General features: G+C 68.8%; 13 protein-coding genes and 1 pseudogene. 8 read left to right on the top strand and 6 right to left on the bottom strand.

Going from position 1 to position 15,088, the window contains the following annotated elements; all coding sequences use genetic code 11:
- Window positions 1-115 precede the first annotated feature (115 nt).
- Window positions 116-910, bottom strand: coding sequence for a uroporphyrinogen-III synthase (locus EGK76_RS09625; protein ID WP_123832466.1), 795 nt, complete (start codon window positions 908-910; stop codon window positions 116-118).
- A gap of 66 nt (window positions 911-976) precedes the next feature.
- Between EGK76_RS09625 and EGK76_RS09620 the strand changes: the two genes are divergently transcribed.
- Both EGK76_RS09620 and EGK76_RS09615 read left to right on the top strand, forming a co-directional pair.
- On the top strand, window positions 977-1,447 hold the full coding sequence (locus EGK76_RS09620; RefSeq protein ID WP_123832465.1) for a YiiD C-terminal domain-containing protein: 471 nt from the start codon (window positions 977-979) through the stop codon (window positions 1,445-1,447).
- Window positions 1,448-1,541: 94 nt separating this feature from the next.
- A complete protein-coding gene (locus EGK76_RS09615) occupies window positions 1,542-1,988 on the top strand; it encodes a YkgJ family cysteine cluster protein (RefSeq protein ID WP_123832687.1) in 447 nt (148 codons plus the stop codon).
- 48 nt (window positions 1,989-2,036) lie between these two features.
- Here EGK76_RS09615 and EGK76_RS09610 read toward each other — a convergent pair whose 3' ends face one another.
- The gene (locus tag EGK76_RS09610) at window positions 2,037-2,879 is read right to left on the bottom strand and encodes an alpha/beta fold hydrolase (RefSeq protein ID WP_123832686.1); all 843 of its coding nucleotides are present in this window, start codon (window positions 2,877-2,879) and stop codon (window positions 2,037-2,039) included.
- 212 nt (window positions 2,880-3,091) lie between these two features.
- Here EGK76_RS09610 and EGK76_RS09605 point away from each other — a divergent pair, with 212 nt between their 5' ends.
- The 3 genes from EGK76_RS09605 to EGK76_RS15540 all read left to right on the top strand — a co-directional run bounded on the left by EGK76_RS09605 (window position 3,092) and on the right by EGK76_RS15540 (window position 5,877).
- On the top strand, window positions 3,092-3,682 hold the full coding sequence (locus EGK76_RS09605) for a biliverdin-producing heme oxygenase (RefSeq protein ID WP_123832464.1): 591 nt from the start codon (window positions 3,092-3,094) through the stop codon (window positions 3,680-3,682).
- Window positions 3,679-5,400: a GAF domain-containing protein gene (locus tag EGK76_RS09600; protein WP_123832463.1), complete on the top strand. Its 1,722-nt coding sequence runs from the start codon at window positions 3,679-3,681 to the stop codon at window positions 5,398-5,400. The genes EGK76_RS09605 and EGK76_RS09600 overlap by 4 nt, the downstream gene beginning before the upstream one ends.
- Window positions 5,401-5,475: 75 nt before the next feature.
- Window positions 5,476-5,877 (top strand): hypothetical protein, encoded by a 402-nt coding sequence (locus EGK76_RS15540; RefSeq protein ID WP_199730904.1) that lies wholly within the window; start codon window positions 5,476-5,478, stop codon window positions 5,875-5,877.
- Here EGK76_RS15540 and EGK76_RS09595 read toward each other — a convergent pair.
- From EGK76_RS09595 to EGK76_RS09585, 3 genes and pseudogenes are all read right to left on the bottom strand, one after another.
- Window positions 5,844-6,407: pseudogene (locus tag EGK76_RS09595) on the bottom strand (site-specific DNA-methyltransferase); the annotation flags it as partial. The gene EGK76_RS15540 and the pseudogene EGK76_RS09595 overlap by 34 nt on opposite strands.
- Before the next feature lie 32 nt (window positions 6,408-6,439).
- Window positions 6,440-7,489, bottom strand: coding sequence for a Fic family protein (locus EGK76_RS09590; RefSeq protein WP_233580270.1), 1,050 nt, complete (start codon window positions 7,487-7,489; stop codon window positions 6,440-6,442).
- A 222-nt stretch (window positions 7,490-7,711) separates the two neighbouring features.
- A complete protein-coding gene (locus EGK76_RS09585; protein WP_096296927.1) occupies window positions 7,712-8,728 on the bottom strand; it encodes a 3-oxoacyl-ACP synthase III in 1,017 nt (338 codons plus the stop codon).
- Between the two features lie 348 nt (window positions 8,729-9,076).
- On the opposite strand from EGK76_RS09585, the gene EGK76_RS09580 reads away from it, so the two are divergent.
- The 3 genes from EGK76_RS09580 (at window position 9,077) to EGK76_RS09570 (ending at window position 13,341) form a co-directional block, all read left to right on the top strand.
- Window positions 9,077-9,958, top strand: a complete 882-nt coding sequence (locus EGK76_RS09580; RefSeq protein ID WP_096296928.1) for a CoA ester lyase — start codon at window positions 9,077-9,079, stop codon at window positions 9,956-9,958.
- Window positions 9,959-10,005: 47 nt separating this feature from the next.
- The gene (locus tag EGK76_RS09575; RefSeq protein ID WP_096296929.1) at window positions 10,006-12,402 is read left to right on the top strand and encodes a sodium:solute symporter; all 2,397 of its coding nucleotides are present in this window, start codon (window positions 10,006-10,008) and stop codon (window positions 12,400-12,402) included.
- A 63-nt stretch (window positions 12,403-12,465) separates the two neighbouring features.
- Entirely contained in the window at window positions 12,466-13,341 is an 876-nt protein-coding gene (locus tag EGK76_RS09570) for a LysR family transcriptional regulator (RefSeq protein ID WP_096300226.1), read from the top strand.
- Window positions 13,342-13,362: 21 nt separating this feature from the next.
- Here the strand turns inward: EGK76_RS09570 and EGK76_RS09565 are convergent, their stop codons facing one another.
- Window positions 13,363-15,027, bottom strand: a complete 1,665-nt coding sequence (locus EGK76_RS09565; RefSeq protein ID WP_123832461.1) for an alkaline phosphatase — start codon at window positions 15,025-15,027, stop codon at window positions 13,363-13,365.
- Window positions 15,028-15,088 lie beyond the last annotated feature (61 nt).

Here is a 15,088-nt window from a genome sequence, read left to right as displayed (position 1 = left end):
GCGCAGGTGGAAGTGAACACGGTGCCAGATCGCGCCGTGACGGGCCTGTCGCGACGCTTGGGCGCATTCATGGAAGGGCGTCGCGCGGGCAGCTGGACCCCGCCCGGAACCCGGGTCAGCGACTGTCGTGGTGGCTCATCCGAGCCTCCCCCGGACGCGCCGCCGCCAGCAGCGATGCAGGCCGCGCATCGGTGGCGCGTTCAACCCGAGCGAATCCAGAGGCGCGTGCGAGGGCTTCGAGCCGTTCGCTGGCAGCCAGCACCTGGGCCCGACGCAGCCGGGCGAGCGCGGGCTCGGGCAGGGCGGCCAGCGTTCGGACCAGGGCTTCGCCGCTGCTCAGTGGCAGCAGCCAGGGATCGGGCAGGGTGACCAGGCGCGCGATGCGCGCAGGCGTCGGCGGCGTGGGCTCGCGCACGTAGACGTCGGCGCGGCGCAGATCAGCGCCGGCATTGCCGAGTGTCTGCGCAATCACGCCGCGGCCGCCGGGGGCGGTCACCAGGCCAACGCTGCGTCCGCCCACCGCGATGAGCGCCGGCAACGACAGCAGGCCTTCGCTGTCCATGCGCGCAGGCGACTGCACGCCGGCGACGCCGACCCGCGCGAGCGCGCGCGCCGTGCCCGCGCCGACCGCAAGCCATGCCTGCCCGGCGCGCGCGGAGAGCGGCTGCAACGCCGCGGCGGCTGCGACCGCGGGCGGGCTGGTGAAGACGACGACGTCGGCAGCAAGGGCATGGGTGAGTGCGGCGCGGGTGGCCGCGTCATCGCGCTGCGCGATCCGCCAGGGCGCAAGCGCGAACGTGCGCGCGCCGTGGCGGGCAGCCTCCCGCCGCAAGGCCGCATGGGCGCCCGCCGGGCGCAGGGAGATGACGTAACATCCCGCGAGTTGCGGGACAGCAGGCGCGCGATGCATGCGCCCAGCTTGGTGGGTGCTGCGTTGCGGCGCAAGCCGGCGCCCGCCCTTTTCACAGGATCCTGCATGACGCTTGAAGATTCGCTGCGCGCCCTCGAGGCGCACTACGCCTCCATGCCGCCGGTGGCGGCAATGGACATTTCGGTCGCGGGTTACGACGGCGAACGGCTGCGCCTGCATGCGCCGCTCGCGGCCCACGTCAACGACAAGGGCTCGGCCTTCGGCGGCAGCCTGGTGTCGACGATGACCCTCGCCGCCTGGGGGCTGGTCACGTTGCGGGTGGAGCAGGCCGGTCTCGACGCGGAGGTCTATGTCGCCGATTCCAGCATCCGCTACCGCGCCCCCGTGTTGGCCGATCTCGAAGCGGAAGCGAGCCTGGACGCCGACAGCGACTGGGACGTCTTCGCCCGCACCCTGCGCGAGCGCGGGCGTGCACGCGTCGGCCTCACGGCACGGGTCGCGCTGCCCGATGGCAGCATCGGCACGGAAATGCAGGCGCGCTATGTCGCGCTCCTGCGTCAGCCCGGCCAGGCCTGAACCCGGCGGCGGCGTGATGCCCGCGGCACTTGTGCCGGGGCCCGTCGCTGCGAAAAATCCGTGCTCCTTCCCGCAGCATTCCCGGATCCCGCCCATGCGCCATCCCTGCCTGAGCTGCGGTGCCTGCTGCGCTCATTACCGGGTGTCCATGCACTGGATGGAAACAGATGCGGGCGACGGCGTGGTTCCGCTGGCGTTGACCGAGCCCTTCGGCGGTCACCAGGTGGCCATGCGCGGAACCTGGGAAGCGCAGCCGCGCTGCATGGCGCTGGATGCCCGGATCGGCGTGGATTCGCGCTGCACGATCCATCCGCTGCGCCCCAGCGCCTGTCGCGACGTCGCCGCCTCCTGGGAAAACGGCGCCGCGAGCCCGCAGTGCGACCGGGCGCGCCAAGCCCATGGCCTGCCGGCGCTGACCGCGGCCGACTGGGCGCTGGTGCACATGCCGCACGTCGACACCGTCGGCCCCCTCGCCATCGCGATCACGACGGCGCCCGATAGCCTGGCGCCGGCGCCGAATACGGCGCTGGCACAGGCCTGATCGGGGGAGCAGCAGGCGCGTGGTCGTGGGCGGGCGCCCTGCGCGCGCTCAGAGCGGGTGGGCGTCCAGGAAACGGCGGATCGCCGGGACCAGCACCGTGTGCTTGTCCTCGAGCACGTAATGCCCTGCGTCCTCGAATGCCATGACCTCGGCCTGCGGCAGCGCCGCGCGGAAGCCGTCGAGGAAGTGCCGGTCGAACACGAAGTCCTGCAGGCCCCAGCCGATGAAGGCCGGGCGGTCGGCATACGCCGGTAGGCGCTTGCCGGCAGCTTCGAGCAGGGGCCAGGCGCGGTCCTTCGCGCTGAGCGGAATGTCCTGCATGAAGCGCACGGTGGAGATGCGGTTGGCCCAGCTGTCGTAGGGCGCGACATAGGCGCGGCGCACGTCGGCCGGCATGCGCGTCTCGACGCCGAGCCAGGACGCGCCGCTGGAGAACGCATTGAATCCGCGGATGATCCACTCGCCCACCGTGTAGTCGCGCCCCAGCGCGATCTGCCACGGCATCGGCTTCTCGGCCGGCAGCGGAAACGCCGCGGTGTTGGTGATCACCAGGCGCTTCACCTGGGGCATGTGCTCGAGCGCCCAGCCGAAGCCGATCATGCCGCCCCAGTCATGCACCGCCAGGGTCACCGGCCCGTCGATGCCCAGATGGGCGAGCAGGGCGCCGATGTCCGCGACACGCGAGGCCAGCGTGTAGTCGTAGCGCGGCGAGGCATTGCGCGCGTCATCGGGCTTGTCCGACCAGCCCATGCCGATGTGGTCGGGCACGATGCAGCGGTAGCGATCGCGCAGCCCCAGCACAAGGTGCCGCCAGTAGTAGCTCCACGACGGGTTGCCATGCAGCATCAGCACGATCTCGCCGTCGCGCGGGCCCTCGTCGAGGTAATGCATGTGTACGCCGGGGCGCACTTCGACCCTATGGCCGCGGAAGGGATAGTCGGGGAGCTGCACGCATCGAACGCCGGATTGATGAACGCGGCCATTGTAGACAGTTCACCCGGATCGCTCTTCGCCACGCCGATGGAACGCGGGTCGGGCGTGAAAAGTGCCGCTAAGTGCGGCACCCGACGGTGACGTTCAGAACACTTGCGTATGCTGAAAAAATGAATGCGATCGCCGACAAATCCAGCGTCGACGCTCCGGGTACACGCCAGTTTCTGCGTGCCGGAACCGCGGATCTGCATGCGCGCGTCGATGCATGTTTCGCCGGGGGCCTGGCCTCGCGCCTGGCCTACGGCCGTTATCTGGTCGGCATGCACCGCTTCGCCGCCGACCATGAAATCGTGGTCGATGCGCTGCCCCGGCGATCGTTCTGGCTGGCCACGGATCTGCAGCAGCTGCGGCTGACGCCACTGCCGCCGGCGGGGTATCGCGGCCGCGCCGCCGATGCCGAGGAACGCTTGGGTTGGGACTACGTCATGGCCGGCAGCAGCCTGGGCGCGCGTTATCTGGTGCGTGGCGCGCAGGCACTGGGGCATGACGAGGACGCGGGTGCGCGCTTCCTGACCCGGCACGCGGCCAGCAGCGACTGGTCGCGCGTGCTCGAGCGGCTGGAGGCCTACGGCGATTGCGCAGAGGCAGCGCGGGACCGTCTGCTGGAGGGTGCGCGCGATGCATTCCTGCTGGTCGAGTCGTGTTTTCAGCGCAGCTTTGGCGCGCTGCCTGCGCCCCCCACCGAGGAGCCCGCAGCATGAATTCCCAGCTCGAACGCGCCCTTCAGGAGTGCGCCAACGAACCGATCCATCTTTCGGGTGCCATCCAGCCACATGGGTACCTGATCAGCTGCCAGCTGCCGGACTGGACCATCCGCCACGTCTCGGCGAATGTCGAAGCGCTGACCGGCGCCGAGCCCGAGGACATGCTGCGGCACTCGCTGCGCGAGTTCCTGACCGACGACCTGATCCAGGCGATCGCCGAGACGGTCGGTTTCGGCGAGCCCGGCGCGCCCGCGCAACGCGCGGCCGTCGGCAATATCGGCCCGATGGCGGACCTGTGCGACATCAGCGTGCATGTCGCCGACGGCCTGGTGCACATCGAGATCGAACCGCAGCCACGCAGCGCGGGGGAGCGCTCGCCGACCGTCGTCGCGCAGACGATGATCGCGCGCGTCGCCGCAAGCGAGGACATCGACGATTTCAACCAGCGCGTCGCCGAGCAGGTGCGCCTGTTGACCGGCTATGACCGGGTGATGGTCTACCGCTTCCGCCACGACGACGCCGGTGAGGTGGTCGCCGAATCCCGCGACTCGGCGCTGCAGACCTATCTGGGTCTGCGCTACCCGCCCTCCGACATTCCGGTGCAGGCGCGCACGCTGTACCTGCGCAACCGCATCCGGGTGATCCCGGACGCCACCTACGTGCCGGTGCCGATCCTGCCGGACCGTGACAGCTGCGGCGCGCCGCTCGATCTGGGCCAGATGGCGCTGCGCAGCGTCTCGCCGGTGCACCTCGAATACCTCGCGAACATGGGCGTCGTGGCTTCGATGTCGATCTCGATCATTTCTGGTGGGCGTCTGTGGGGGCTGATCGCCTGCCACCACCGCAGCGCACGCCGGGTGCCGCCGGGCATCCGCGCCGCCGCCGATCTGTTCGGCCTGTTCGTGTCGATGCGCGTGGCCTCGCGCGAGCAGCACGATGCCGTGGCCCTGGAAGAAAACGCGCGCAGCATCCGCGATGCGCTCGCGCTGCGCCTGGACACCGCCGCCGATCCGCGCCTGGCCCTGCAGGGCGAGCTCGATCTGCTGTGCCGGGCGGTCGCCTGCGATGGCGTCGGCCTGGTGCAAGCGGGTCACTGGTACGGCGCCGGTCGCACCCCGAACGAATCGCGCATGCCGGACCTGCTCGACTGGTTGCGCCGCACCCATAACGGCGCCGGGCCGGTGGCCACCGAACACGCCGCGGACTGGTGTCGCGGCCCCGGCGAAGCCGATGGCCTCGCCGGCGTACTGGCCCTTCCGCTGGATCTGTCCAGGAACGAATGGCTGTTCTTCTTCCGGCGCGAGCAGATCGAGGAGGTGCGCTGGGCGGGTCGTCCCGACGAGCCGTTCCTGGTCGACGGCGACGGCGGCAAGATCGGGCCGCGCGCGAGCTTCTCGGCCTGGAACGAAACCGTGCGTGGTCACGGGCTGCCGTGGACCGACAGCGACCGTCGCGTGGTCGGGCGTCTGCACCAGATGCTGCGCGAGCGTTACCGCCGCGGCGCGGTGCACTCGAACGTGGGTGACCTGAGCGCGCGACGGGTCCGCCTCGACGTGCGCGAACAGCGCGGCCGGTTGCTGCAGCTGTCCGAACTGCTCGAAGGCCTGGTCCACGTCAGTCCGCGCGAGGCAGCCCAGCTGTCGGCGCGCATCAATACCCTCGAAAACGAGCTGCAGTCGCTGATCAGTACGGTGAGCGCGGTCGACGACAACTAGATGCGCAGAGGCGCCCACAAGTGCCACTCACATTCCGGCCAGGCTCGGGGCCTGGCTTGACCCCACGCATGGCGAATGGCACACCCGGAAGTCCGAGATAAGCTGCGCGAAAGCAACTTCTGCGCAATTGGACTAAAGGAAGCGCAGCCTGTCGATGCTGAAGGCGCCGTCACTCTGCAGCCGGCCGCCGAGGGCGCGCAAAAACGTGAAATCTTGTTCCCCTCGCTTACGGCCGACCATGAAGACGCGGCCATGGTCGGCATGCACAGCGGCGCCCTTGTCGACCTCACTTTGGAGGCCCCACAGATGCGCGCCCTTGGGCTCAAGTCAGGCGATGCCGTCTCCGGGGCGATCGTGCAGGCTAACGACAAAGTCCGGATCGCGTTCCTGACCTCGGCGCGAAATAGTTTGCTTGAGTCTGGAATGTTGGGATCGACAACTGCAGGCATCGGAAACAAATCCGAGTTCTTTGTGTAAGCGAGACCATACTCGTGCGAAATTTTTATCTTCGCTTGATTATCGAAATCCCCGTCGTTTTGCCAAGCAAAGCAAGCCAGTTTTGGGTCGATGCCGAACACCTTGTCCGTCAACATCCCGAGCCGGAACAGCTCGTTGTCATCGATGCTGACGAAGATCACGCCATCGTCCGCCAGCAGTTCCTTCGCGAGCAGCAGGCGCTGGTACATGAAATCCAGCCACAGTGAAAATGGCGGAAGCGGTGGGTCCGGTTGACGAAGCGGTCGTTGTAGACGAAGTCGCGGTTGCCGGCGGATCGATGTAGATGCAACGGATCGCGCCCTTGCGGCTGACGCGCAGGGCGCGCAGCGCATCGAAGTTGTCGCCTTCGATGATCAGGTTGTCGCAGGCCGCATCGCCGTGGCTGAGCGCAGGGTCCAGCGTCAAGGCGACGAAGTCGCTGTTGATCGCGTTGTCAGCTTCGATCTCATCACGCTCCCACACCAGTCCCAGCTGACGCTCGGCATCGCGCGCTGCAAAAGGCGGACCAGCGTATCGCGATCGAGCGTGTCGTAATCAGGCCTTACTGAGAATCCTGTTGCGGCAGTGCGTAGCGCTCCGGCGCGTGGGTGTTGTCGGACAGCAGGCGCAGGTAGGCTGGATGCAGGAACAGCTTCTCCTTGCCCATGCGTTGTTCCTGCAGCACGCCGATGTCCACCAGTTCGCGCAAATAGCGCGCCGCGGTCTCTCGCTTGGCGATGCCGGCTTCCACCACGTTGTGGATGCGGCAGTAGGGCTGGCTGAAAAGAACATCGACCAGTTCGCGGGTATAGACCTTGGGTCGCTGGCCGCGCACCCACTCGCAGGCGTCTTCATGCAGGCGCCGGATCGCTTCGATCTTGGCGCTGGTCCAGCGTGCAGTGTCGGCGACCGCGTCGAGCATGTAGGCCACCCATTCGGTCCAGGCGCCGTCCCGCGTGACTTCGAGCAGCAGTCGGTAGTAATCCGCCTTGCGCTCGATGATGTAGCGCGACAGGTACAGCACAGGCTGGTCGAGCAGGTTCTGCTCCACCAGCATCAACAGGTTGAGCACACGGCCAGTGCGGCCGTTGCCGTCGGTGAAGGGATGGATCGCTTCGAACTGGTAGTGCGCGACCGCCATGCGGATCAGCGGGTCGATGTCTCGCGCTTCATGGATGAAGCGCTCCCAGTTGGCCAGCTTGTCGCGCAGCAAGGCTTCGCCAACAGGCGGCGTGTAGATGATCTCGCCCGTCTGCTGATTGCCCAGAGCGGTGCCGGGGATGCGACGGACCTGCATCTGGGTGTTCTTGATCCGGGAGCAGACGATCTCGGCTGTGGTTGTGGACAGCGGTCGCGTGGACAGGACCTGGAAGCCCTCGTTCAATGCGCTGCGGTAGCGTAGCGCTTCACGCGTTGCGGGACTGGCCGTCTCGATGTGGTCCGCGTAGCGGAACAACTCGTCGGTCGTGGTGACGATGTTCTCGATCTCGGAACTCGCCTGCGCCTCAAGGATCGGAATCGTATTGATCAGAACCGCGGGATTGGGCAGATGGCCCGTTGCCTGTCGGAGCGACGCCAGCGCTTTGTGCGCTTCGATACAGGCTTTCAACAGGTCTCGGGTTTCCAGCTCAACGGCGGGCGGAAGCAGGGGGAGATCGTTGTAAGGGCGCTGGGGATCCACGCGGATCGCTCATGTCGACGACGTCGACATGATGCCTCCTACGTGTCGATAAACAAACAATTATTCGACATGAATCATATCTACCCGGAGGCCCGGATACGGAAAAGGCCGGACATGCCGGCCTTTCCAGTGCTCACACTGCCAGCGGCTGCCTTACCACTCCACCTCGGCCATCGAGCAGTTCAGGCCCGAACCGATGCCCAAGAGCGCGATGCGGTCGCCCTTCTTCAGGCGGCCCAGCTCCTTGAGCTTGCTCAGCACGATCGGCACCGAGGCCGGGCCGATGTTGCCGTGTTCGCCGAAGATCGTGTGGACCTTCTTCGGATCGATGCCGAAGGTCTGCACGAAGGCGCCGGTGTGCACCTTGCTGACCTGGTGGATCACGAACTGGTCCAGCTCGTCGACCACCCAGCCCATCGCTTCGCGCGCGGCGGTGAAGGTCTTCTGCGCGAGCTTCATGCCTTCCATCAGCAGCATGCGGGTGTCGGTGACCATGCGGTCCAGGTTGCCCCGGCACAGCGTGTTCCACTCGGTCGCCGAACGCGTCACGCCACCCTTGTAGCGCGGCGCATCGGGCAGGAGGTCGGCGCGGGCCAGCACCATCGCCGCCGAACCGCAGCCTAGGGTGAGCGTGGCCAGCTCGTTGCGGAAGTCTTCTTCCGTCGTCTCCGGACGCAGCAGGCGCTCGATGGTCTTCTCGTAGGCCAGATTCGCGGTCTCGCCATCGACGATCAGCGCGTAATCGATCTCGCCCAGCTCGATCATGCGGCTGGCCACGTCCATGCCGTTGACGAACGCCAGGCAGGCATTGGCGAGGTCGTAGTTCTGGCAGGTATCGGGAATGCCCAGGTTGCCGCCGACGATGCTGGCGGTGGACGGCTCGAGGTAATCGCGGCTGACCGAGGTGTTGACCAGCAGGCCCAGCTTCGACACGTCGAGACCGGCATCCTCGAGCGCCTTGCGGCCGGCCATGGTCGCGGCATCGGAGGCCTGGACTTCGTCGTCCCACAGGCGGCGGGCATGGATGCCGGCGATGTCCTTGAGCACATCGGTCTTGATGCCGAGGCGGTCGATGGTCGGCTTCAGCCGCGCATTGATGTCGTCGCTGGTCACGCGGTGCGGCGCATCGATATGGGCGAGGCCGGCGATGGCGACGTTCTTGAAGAGCATGGGCTGGGCGCCGGATGTGGCAAAGGAGCCGTATAGGGTACCCGCTTCGTCGTGGTGGCGCATTTGGAAGGCTCCTGGAATGCCCGGCCCAGGGCTGTCCCGCGCGCATCGGCATGGCGCCGCCCGTTGCGATGCTGCGGCCGGTGCGCGTTCACCATGGCATGGCGCGGGTGCGCAGCATGCCCCCCGGCGAGCGGCGCGGCAGACACGGTCGCAGCGGCGTTGCACCCGCTTTCGGGCCTGCATCGCGGCTTCGGAATACAGAAAAAATATCGTCTGAAGATTGCGCGGGCGACTTCCACCGTGGGGGGCATCACGCACACTGCGTCCCGCAACCGGAGAGGGGCGATGCGCAGCAAACTGTTCGTGCCGGGCGTACGCCCGGACCTGTTCGACAAGGCCTGGACCGGCCTGGCCGATGCGGTCTCCTTCGACCTCGAGGACGCCGTCGCCGATGCGCGCAAGGCCGAGGCGCGCGGCAACGTGGCGGGATTCCTGCAGTCGCGGGCCCGCGGGCCCGGCATGCCGCTGGCGATCGTGCGGACCAATGCACCCGCATCGCCCGAGTTCGAGGCCGACCTGGCCGCCGTCCTGCCGGCCGCCCCGGACCTGGTCAACCTGCCCAAGACCGACAGCGCCGACGACGTGCGCGCTGCGGTCGCGCGTATCGAGGCGCAGGAGCGCGCGCTGGGGCTGGCCCCGTCGGCCGGCCTGCTGCTGAACATCGAGACCCCGAGGGCGCTGCGCAACGCGGCCGCGATCGCCGCTGCGCACCCGCGCGTGGCCGGCCTGCAACTCGGCCTCGGCGACCTGTTCGAACCCAATGGCATCCGCCGCGACGTGTCCGCGCATGTGCAGGCGGTGATGCTGCAGGTGGCGTTGGCCGCCGCCGAGGCCGGCGTGTTCGCCTGCGACGGCGCCTGGGCCGATCTCGGCGACGATGCCGGTTTCCAGCGCGAGGCGCAGCTCGCGCGCGAGCTCGGCTTCGTCGGCAAGAGCTGTATCCATCCCCGCCAGGTGCCGCTGGCGCACGCGATCTTCAGTGTGGACGCCGACGAGCTGGCCCGCGCGCAGCGGGTCGTCGACGGGGCCGCCGAGGCCCGCCGCGACGGCAACGCGGTCTGCGTCGTCGACGGACGCATGGTCGATGCCCCCTATCTGCGCCGGGCCGAACGCGTGCTGGCCCAGGCTCACCGCGCCGCGCGCGCCCGCAGCGCCCCGGCGCAATGACGCATCCCCCACATATCGCGGCCACGCCCGCCACCGGAACGTCCCGTATGCCCCGCAATCCCCTGCGCCGCCTCCTGCAGGCGACAGGCTTGCTCTGCCTGGCGCTGCTCGCGCCGCTGGCGGCACAGGCCGACAGCCTCACCTCGGTCGATACGCGCGCGCTGCCCGCCCTGCCGGAACCCGCCAATGTGCAGGCGCTGGTAGTGGTCGATGACCGCCCACTGGCGCTGGCTGGCGATCGCGCCTGGATCCTCGCACCCGATGCGGGCGCCTGGCAGCCGGTCGCGATCCCGGCCGGGTTGGGGGATGCGCCGGTCGCAGCCGTGGCCAGCGTCGACGGTCGCGCGTTCCTGCTGCCGGAAGTGGACGGTCGGGCCGTCCGTCCGCTTGCGCTGTCGTGGCGCGGCGGGACGTTGCTCGCCCGGCCGCTGGCGGAGTTCCCCGAGCCCTTGCAGCAGCCGCAGGTGGCGGTGCAGGGCGACACGCTCTACGTGGCCGGGCTCGGCGACGATGGCGGCCCCCGCTTCCTCGCTCTTGCGCAGGCGGGCACGTCCGATACGCAGGCCTGGCGCGCGCTCGACGCCTGGCCTGGTGGCGCGGCGCCGGTGACGATTGCGGCGCAACGCTCAGGGATTTACCTCACCAGTGCCGACGGCCATATGCGCCGCTGGAGCGAAGGCGCCTGGAGCGATCGTGGCCAGTTGCCCGGTGCGCCGCAGACGGGCGTCGCCCGTGCCATCGGCCAGGCGCACATCCTCTACCTGGTGCGTGCCGCGCCTGGCGCTGCCGCCGAGCTGCGTCTGTTCCACACGATCACCGATGCGTGGGCGCCGCTGCCGGGAACACTCTCCGGCGATCTGCGCCTCGCCACCGGCTGGGGCAACGGCCTGCTGTGGGCCGAGGGCGACGGCGCGCAGCTGCGGTTGCATCACGACACCCTGCGGTCCGGCCAGCATCTGCTGCACTGGATCGACTGGCTGGTGATCGGGGTCTACCTGCTCGCGATGCTGGGCATCGGCGGATACTTCTACCTGCGCGAACAGAACGGCTCGGAAGCCGAATTCTTCATGGGCGGGCGCAGCATTCCGTTCTGGGCGGCCGGCGTGAGCCTGTATGCCACCAACACCAGTTCGATCAGCTTCATCGCCATTCCCGCCAAGGCTTTCGAGAGCAACTGGCAATACCTGACCAACAACCTGGTCGCGGTGCTGGGACTGATGTTCGTGGCGGTGTGGATCGTGCCGCTGCTGCGCCGGCTCGATCTGATGTCGGTGTTCTCGTACCTCGAAACCCGCTTCCATCCGGCGATCCGCATGCTGGCCAGCGCACTGGCGATCCTGATGCAGATCGGCAGCCGGCTCAGCGTGATCCTGTTCCTGCCCGCGCTGGCGATCGCCACGATCACCGGCATCGACGTCGCCTGGAGCATCCTGATCATGGGGGTGTTCACCATCATCTACACGGTGATGGGCGGCATGCGCGCGGTGGTGTGGACCGACTTCGTGCAGGTGTTCGTGAAGATGGGCGGCGCGGTGTTCGCGATCATCTTCATCCTGTACTCGCTGGGCAGCGACCTCGGCGCGGTGCGCGAGGCGGTGGTACTGGAAGACAAGACGAAACTGCTGGATTTCAGCTTCGACCTGACCAAGGCCACGGTCTGGGGGTTCATCTTCCTGGTGGTGTTCGACGTCGTGCTGACGTTCCCCAAGGACCAGGTGCTGATGCAGCGTTCGCTGTCGACCAAGTCCGACAAGGAAGCGGGTCGCTCGATCTGGGTGTTCGCCGCGATCATGATCCCCGGCGGCTTCGTGTTCTATTCGATCGGCACGGCGCTGTGGATGTATTACCGGCAGAACCCGGAGCGCCTCGACCCGCTGCTGCCGATCGACGCGACCTTCCCGCTGTTCATCGCCGCCGAGCTGCCGGTCGGCGTGACCGGGCTGATCATTGCCGGCATCTTCGCGGCCGCGATGTCGACGCTGTCGAGCATCATCAACAGCTGCGCCACGCTGCTGTCGGTGGACTTCTACGATCGCCTGGCGAAGGCGCCGACCGAGCGCGGCAGCGTGCGCTTCGCCGAGTGGATGACGGTGGTCATCGGCCTGATCGGCATCGCCCTGGCGCTGCTGCTGTCGCGCTTCGACATCCACTCGCTGTTCGACGTGTCGATCGAGCTTGCCGGCTTGCTGGGCGGCGGCTTCGCAGGCGCGTACACGCTGGGCATGTTCACCCGCCGCGCGAACTCGCCAGGCGTGGCGATCGGCATCGGCTCGGCGATCGTGCTCACCACGTTGGCCTGGTCGTACAACCTCGTGCATCCATACTTCTATCTCGGCATCTCGATCATGCTGTGCATCGTGATCGGCTACGTCGCCAGCCTGTTCTTCCCGGCGCCCACGCGGTCGCTCGAAGGCCTGACCGTGCACACCCCGGCGCCGCGCTGAGCGCGCCGGGGATGAGATCATGTGCGCCGCGCCAGCCCTGACCCGGCGCAGCAGACAGCCATCGTGGATACCCAGTTCCTCAGAACCTTCATCTACGTCGTCGATCGCGGCTCCATGGCCGCCGCGGCCCGCCACCTCAACATCACGCCCGCAGCCGTCGCCCAGCAGATCCGCACCCTCGAGCGCGAACTCGGGGCGCCGCTGGTCGCCCGCGCCGGCCGTACGGTGGCGGTGACCGAGGAAGGCGCGCGGATTCTGCAGCGCGCACGCGACATCCTGCGCGACGTCACCGACCTGCGCAGCGCGGCCAACGATCTGTCGGTGTCCGGCGAACTGCGGCTGGGCGCCTGTCCCACCGCGCTGGCCGGCATGCTGCCTGACGTGCTGGCGCGGATGGTGCGCTCGTTCCCGCAGATCAACGTGTTCATCCAGCCGGGCTATTCGGCCGAACTCTATGGCGAGGTCGACGCCGGCGCACTGGACGCGGCGGTGGTGCTCGAAGCGCCGTATCCCCTGCCCAAGGCCTGCAACTGGGAACTGCTGCGCGAGGAGCCGCTGGTCGTGCTGGTGCCCGAGTCCATGGCCGCTCGCGACCCGCACGACGTGCTCCGCAGCGAACCGCTGATCCGCTACGACCGCCACCAGTGGGGCGGGCGCCAGGCCGACGAGTACCTGCGCGCGGCCGGCATCGTGCCGAAGGAGCGGTTCGAGCTCAACGCGCTCAATGCGATCGCAGTGATGGTGGACCGGGGGCTGGGCGTGTCGCTCGTGCCCGACTGGTCACGGCCGTGGCCCGAGGGCGTGAGGCTTGCGCGGCTGCCCTTGCCCGGGCCGTGCAAGGCGCGGCGGATCGGCCTGGTCTGGGCGACGGGCGGCGCGCGCGCGCGGGCCGTGGCGGCGCTGCGCGAGGAGTGCAAGGCGGTCAGCGCACAGCGCTGACCGCCCCGGCGGCACGCGGTTTCAGCGCGGCGGGAAATCGGCCGGATCGGGACGCCGCACCGGCACTCCGTCGCCGTCGCAGGTGCCGGCGCGGCACAGGTGCTCGCGCAGGGCCGGGGTGGCCTGCACGATGATGTGGTACAGCGCGTGCTGCTCCATGGTGCCGCGCACGGCCTGGCTGCCTGGACCGATCGCCCAGATCCCCACGTCGTCCCCGCCGTGGGTCTCGTCCCACATCGGCACCAGCGCCTCCTGCAGGTAGTCCGGATGCGCGGTGTCGACCTGGCGCAGGTCGGGGCGACCTGTGGCCGGGGTGTAGTCGCGCGGCTTGTGCGGAAGCGACTTGGGCCCGGCAGGCTGGTGGTCGCTGGCACCCGTGTTGCCTGCGCCGTTGGCATAGACCAGCGTGGTGTAGGGCAGGCCCAGCGCGTCGAGCGCCTCCGGGCCGGGTTGGCCATCCTCGCCGGGCCGGTCACGGACCGTCCCCAGGATCGGGTTGCCGCGGTGCGGATAGCCCACGAACCCCAGCGTGTGCGAATGGTCGGCGGTGACGAGGATCAGGGTGTCCTCGCGCGAAGTGGCATCGAGCGCCGCCTGCACTGCGCGCGCAAGCGAGAGGGTCTCGTCCAGTGCGCGAAAGGCGTTGCCGGCGTGGTGGGCATGGTCGATGCGTGCGCCCTCGACCAGCATCACGTACCCGTCCTCGTGGGAGGCCAGCTGCTCGATCGCGAAGCGGGTCATCTCCGCCAGGTCCGGATCCCCGGTCGGGCCCCGCTCGCGGTCGTGTTCGTACTGCATGTGCTGCGGCTCGAACAGGCCCAGGACATGGCGGCTGCCGCGCGCCTTGCGCAGTTGTTCGCGGTTCCACGCGAAGCGCCCCTCGGGATGCGCCTGCAGCCATTCGTGCACCAGGTCGCGGCCGTCCCGGCGCGCGCCGGTCAGGTCGGGGTACTCGGGATCCGGTGTCTCCAGCGGCAGGAAGCGCGCGCGGCCTCCACCCAGCAGGACGCGTGGCGCGACGGTGGGCGCCAGTCCGGCCAGCTGCGCCGCGATGTCGCGGCAACCCTGCGCCCGGGCATCGTCGGACAGGTCGGCATCGCCCTCCCAGCGCCGGTTCGGGGTGTGGGCATAGGTGGCCGCCGGGGTCGCATGGGTCAGGCGGGCGGTGGTCACCACGCCAGTGGCCATGCCGGCGCTGGCACCCAGGCGCAGCCACGACAACGCGTGCTTGCGCTGGCTGTCGGCGCAGTCGTCGACAGCGCCGGCGGCCACGCCGATGGCGCCCATGTGGGTCTTGATGCCGGTCGCGATGGCGGTCATCGTGCCGGCGGAATCGGGCGTCTGCGAGTCGGTGTTGTAGGTCTTGCCCAGGCCGGTGTGCGGAAAGCGTTCCCACGACAGCGCGTGGTTTTCGCCCGGTCCGCCCAGGCGCTGGCCTTCGAGGATGCGGGCGGCCGCGACGGTGGTCAGGCTCATGCCGTCGCCGAGGAACACGATCACATTGCGCGCCCGGCCGTGCGTGGCCCCGTTGCCCGCCGCGTACTGGGCGCCCTGGAGGTACCACCACTCCGGGCTTTCGCGCGGCGGCGGCGAGCCGTCGGGCACCGACGTGCGGGCCGGCATGCTGATGGTCCAGGCCGCGATCACCATGATCACGCCGGTACGAAGGAAAGAGCGACACGACATCGCGGCACCTGCGGGAAGCCAGAGGTCGCCAACGTCCTGCGCACAAGGGGGCCGAACGGGC

The organism is Luteimonas sp. 100069 (genome assembly GCF_003813845.1).
In the GTDB taxonomy this organism is placed as follows: domain Bacteria; phylum Pseudomonadota; class Gammaproteobacteria; order Xanthomonadales; family Xanthomonadaceae; genus Luteimonas; species Luteimonas chenhongjianii.
Note: the sequence above shows the minus strand (reverse complement) of the source record. Positions and strands in the feature narration are given on the sequence as shown.

Excerpts from the sequence above, each read along its gene's own strand:
- EGK76_RS09625 (WP_123832466.1), bottom strand. The coding sequence starts at position 910 with ATGCATCGCGCGCCTGCTGTCCCGCAACTCGCGGGATGTTACGTCATC.
- EGK76_RS09620 (WP_123832465.1), top strand. The coding sequence starts at position 977 with ATGACGCTTGAAGATTCGCTGCGCGCCCTCGAGGCGCACTACGCCTCC.
- EGK76_RS09615 (WP_123832687.1), top strand. The coding sequence starts at position 1,542 with ATGCGCCATCCCTGCCTGAGCTGCGGTGCCTGCTGCGCTCATTACCGG.
- EGK76_RS09610 (WP_123832686.1), bottom strand. The coding sequence starts at position 2,879 with ATGCATTACCTCGACGAGGGCCCGCGCGACGGCGAGATCGTGCTGATG.
- EGK76_RS09605 (WP_123832464.1), top strand. The coding sequence starts at position 3,092 with ATGAATGCGATCGCCGACAAATCCAGCGTCGACGCTCCGGGTACACGC.
- EGK76_RS09600 (WP_123832463.1), top strand. The coding sequence starts at position 3,679 with ATGAATTCCCAGCTCGAACGCGCCCTTCAGGAGTGCGCCAACGAACCG.
- EGK76_RS15540 (WP_199730904.1), top strand. The coding sequence starts at position 5,476 with ATGGCACACCCGGAAGTCCGAGATAAGCTGCGCGAAAGCAACTTCTGC.
- EGK76_RS09585 (WP_096296927.1), bottom strand. The coding sequence starts at position 8,728 with ATGCTCTTCAAGAACGTCGCCATCGCCGGCCTCGCCCATATCGATGCG.
- EGK76_RS09580 (WP_096296928.1), top strand. The coding sequence starts at position 9,077 with ATGCGCAGCAAACTGTTCGTGCCGGGCGTACGCCCGGACCTGTTCGAC.
- EGK76_RS09575 (WP_096296929.1), top strand. The coding sequence starts at position 10,006 with ATGCCCCGCAATCCCCTGCGCCGCCTCCTGCAGGCGACAGGCTTGCTC.
- EGK76_RS09565 (WP_123832461.1), bottom strand. The coding sequence starts at position 15,027 with ATGTCGTGTCGCTCTTTCCTTCGTACCGGCGTGATCATGGTGATCGCG.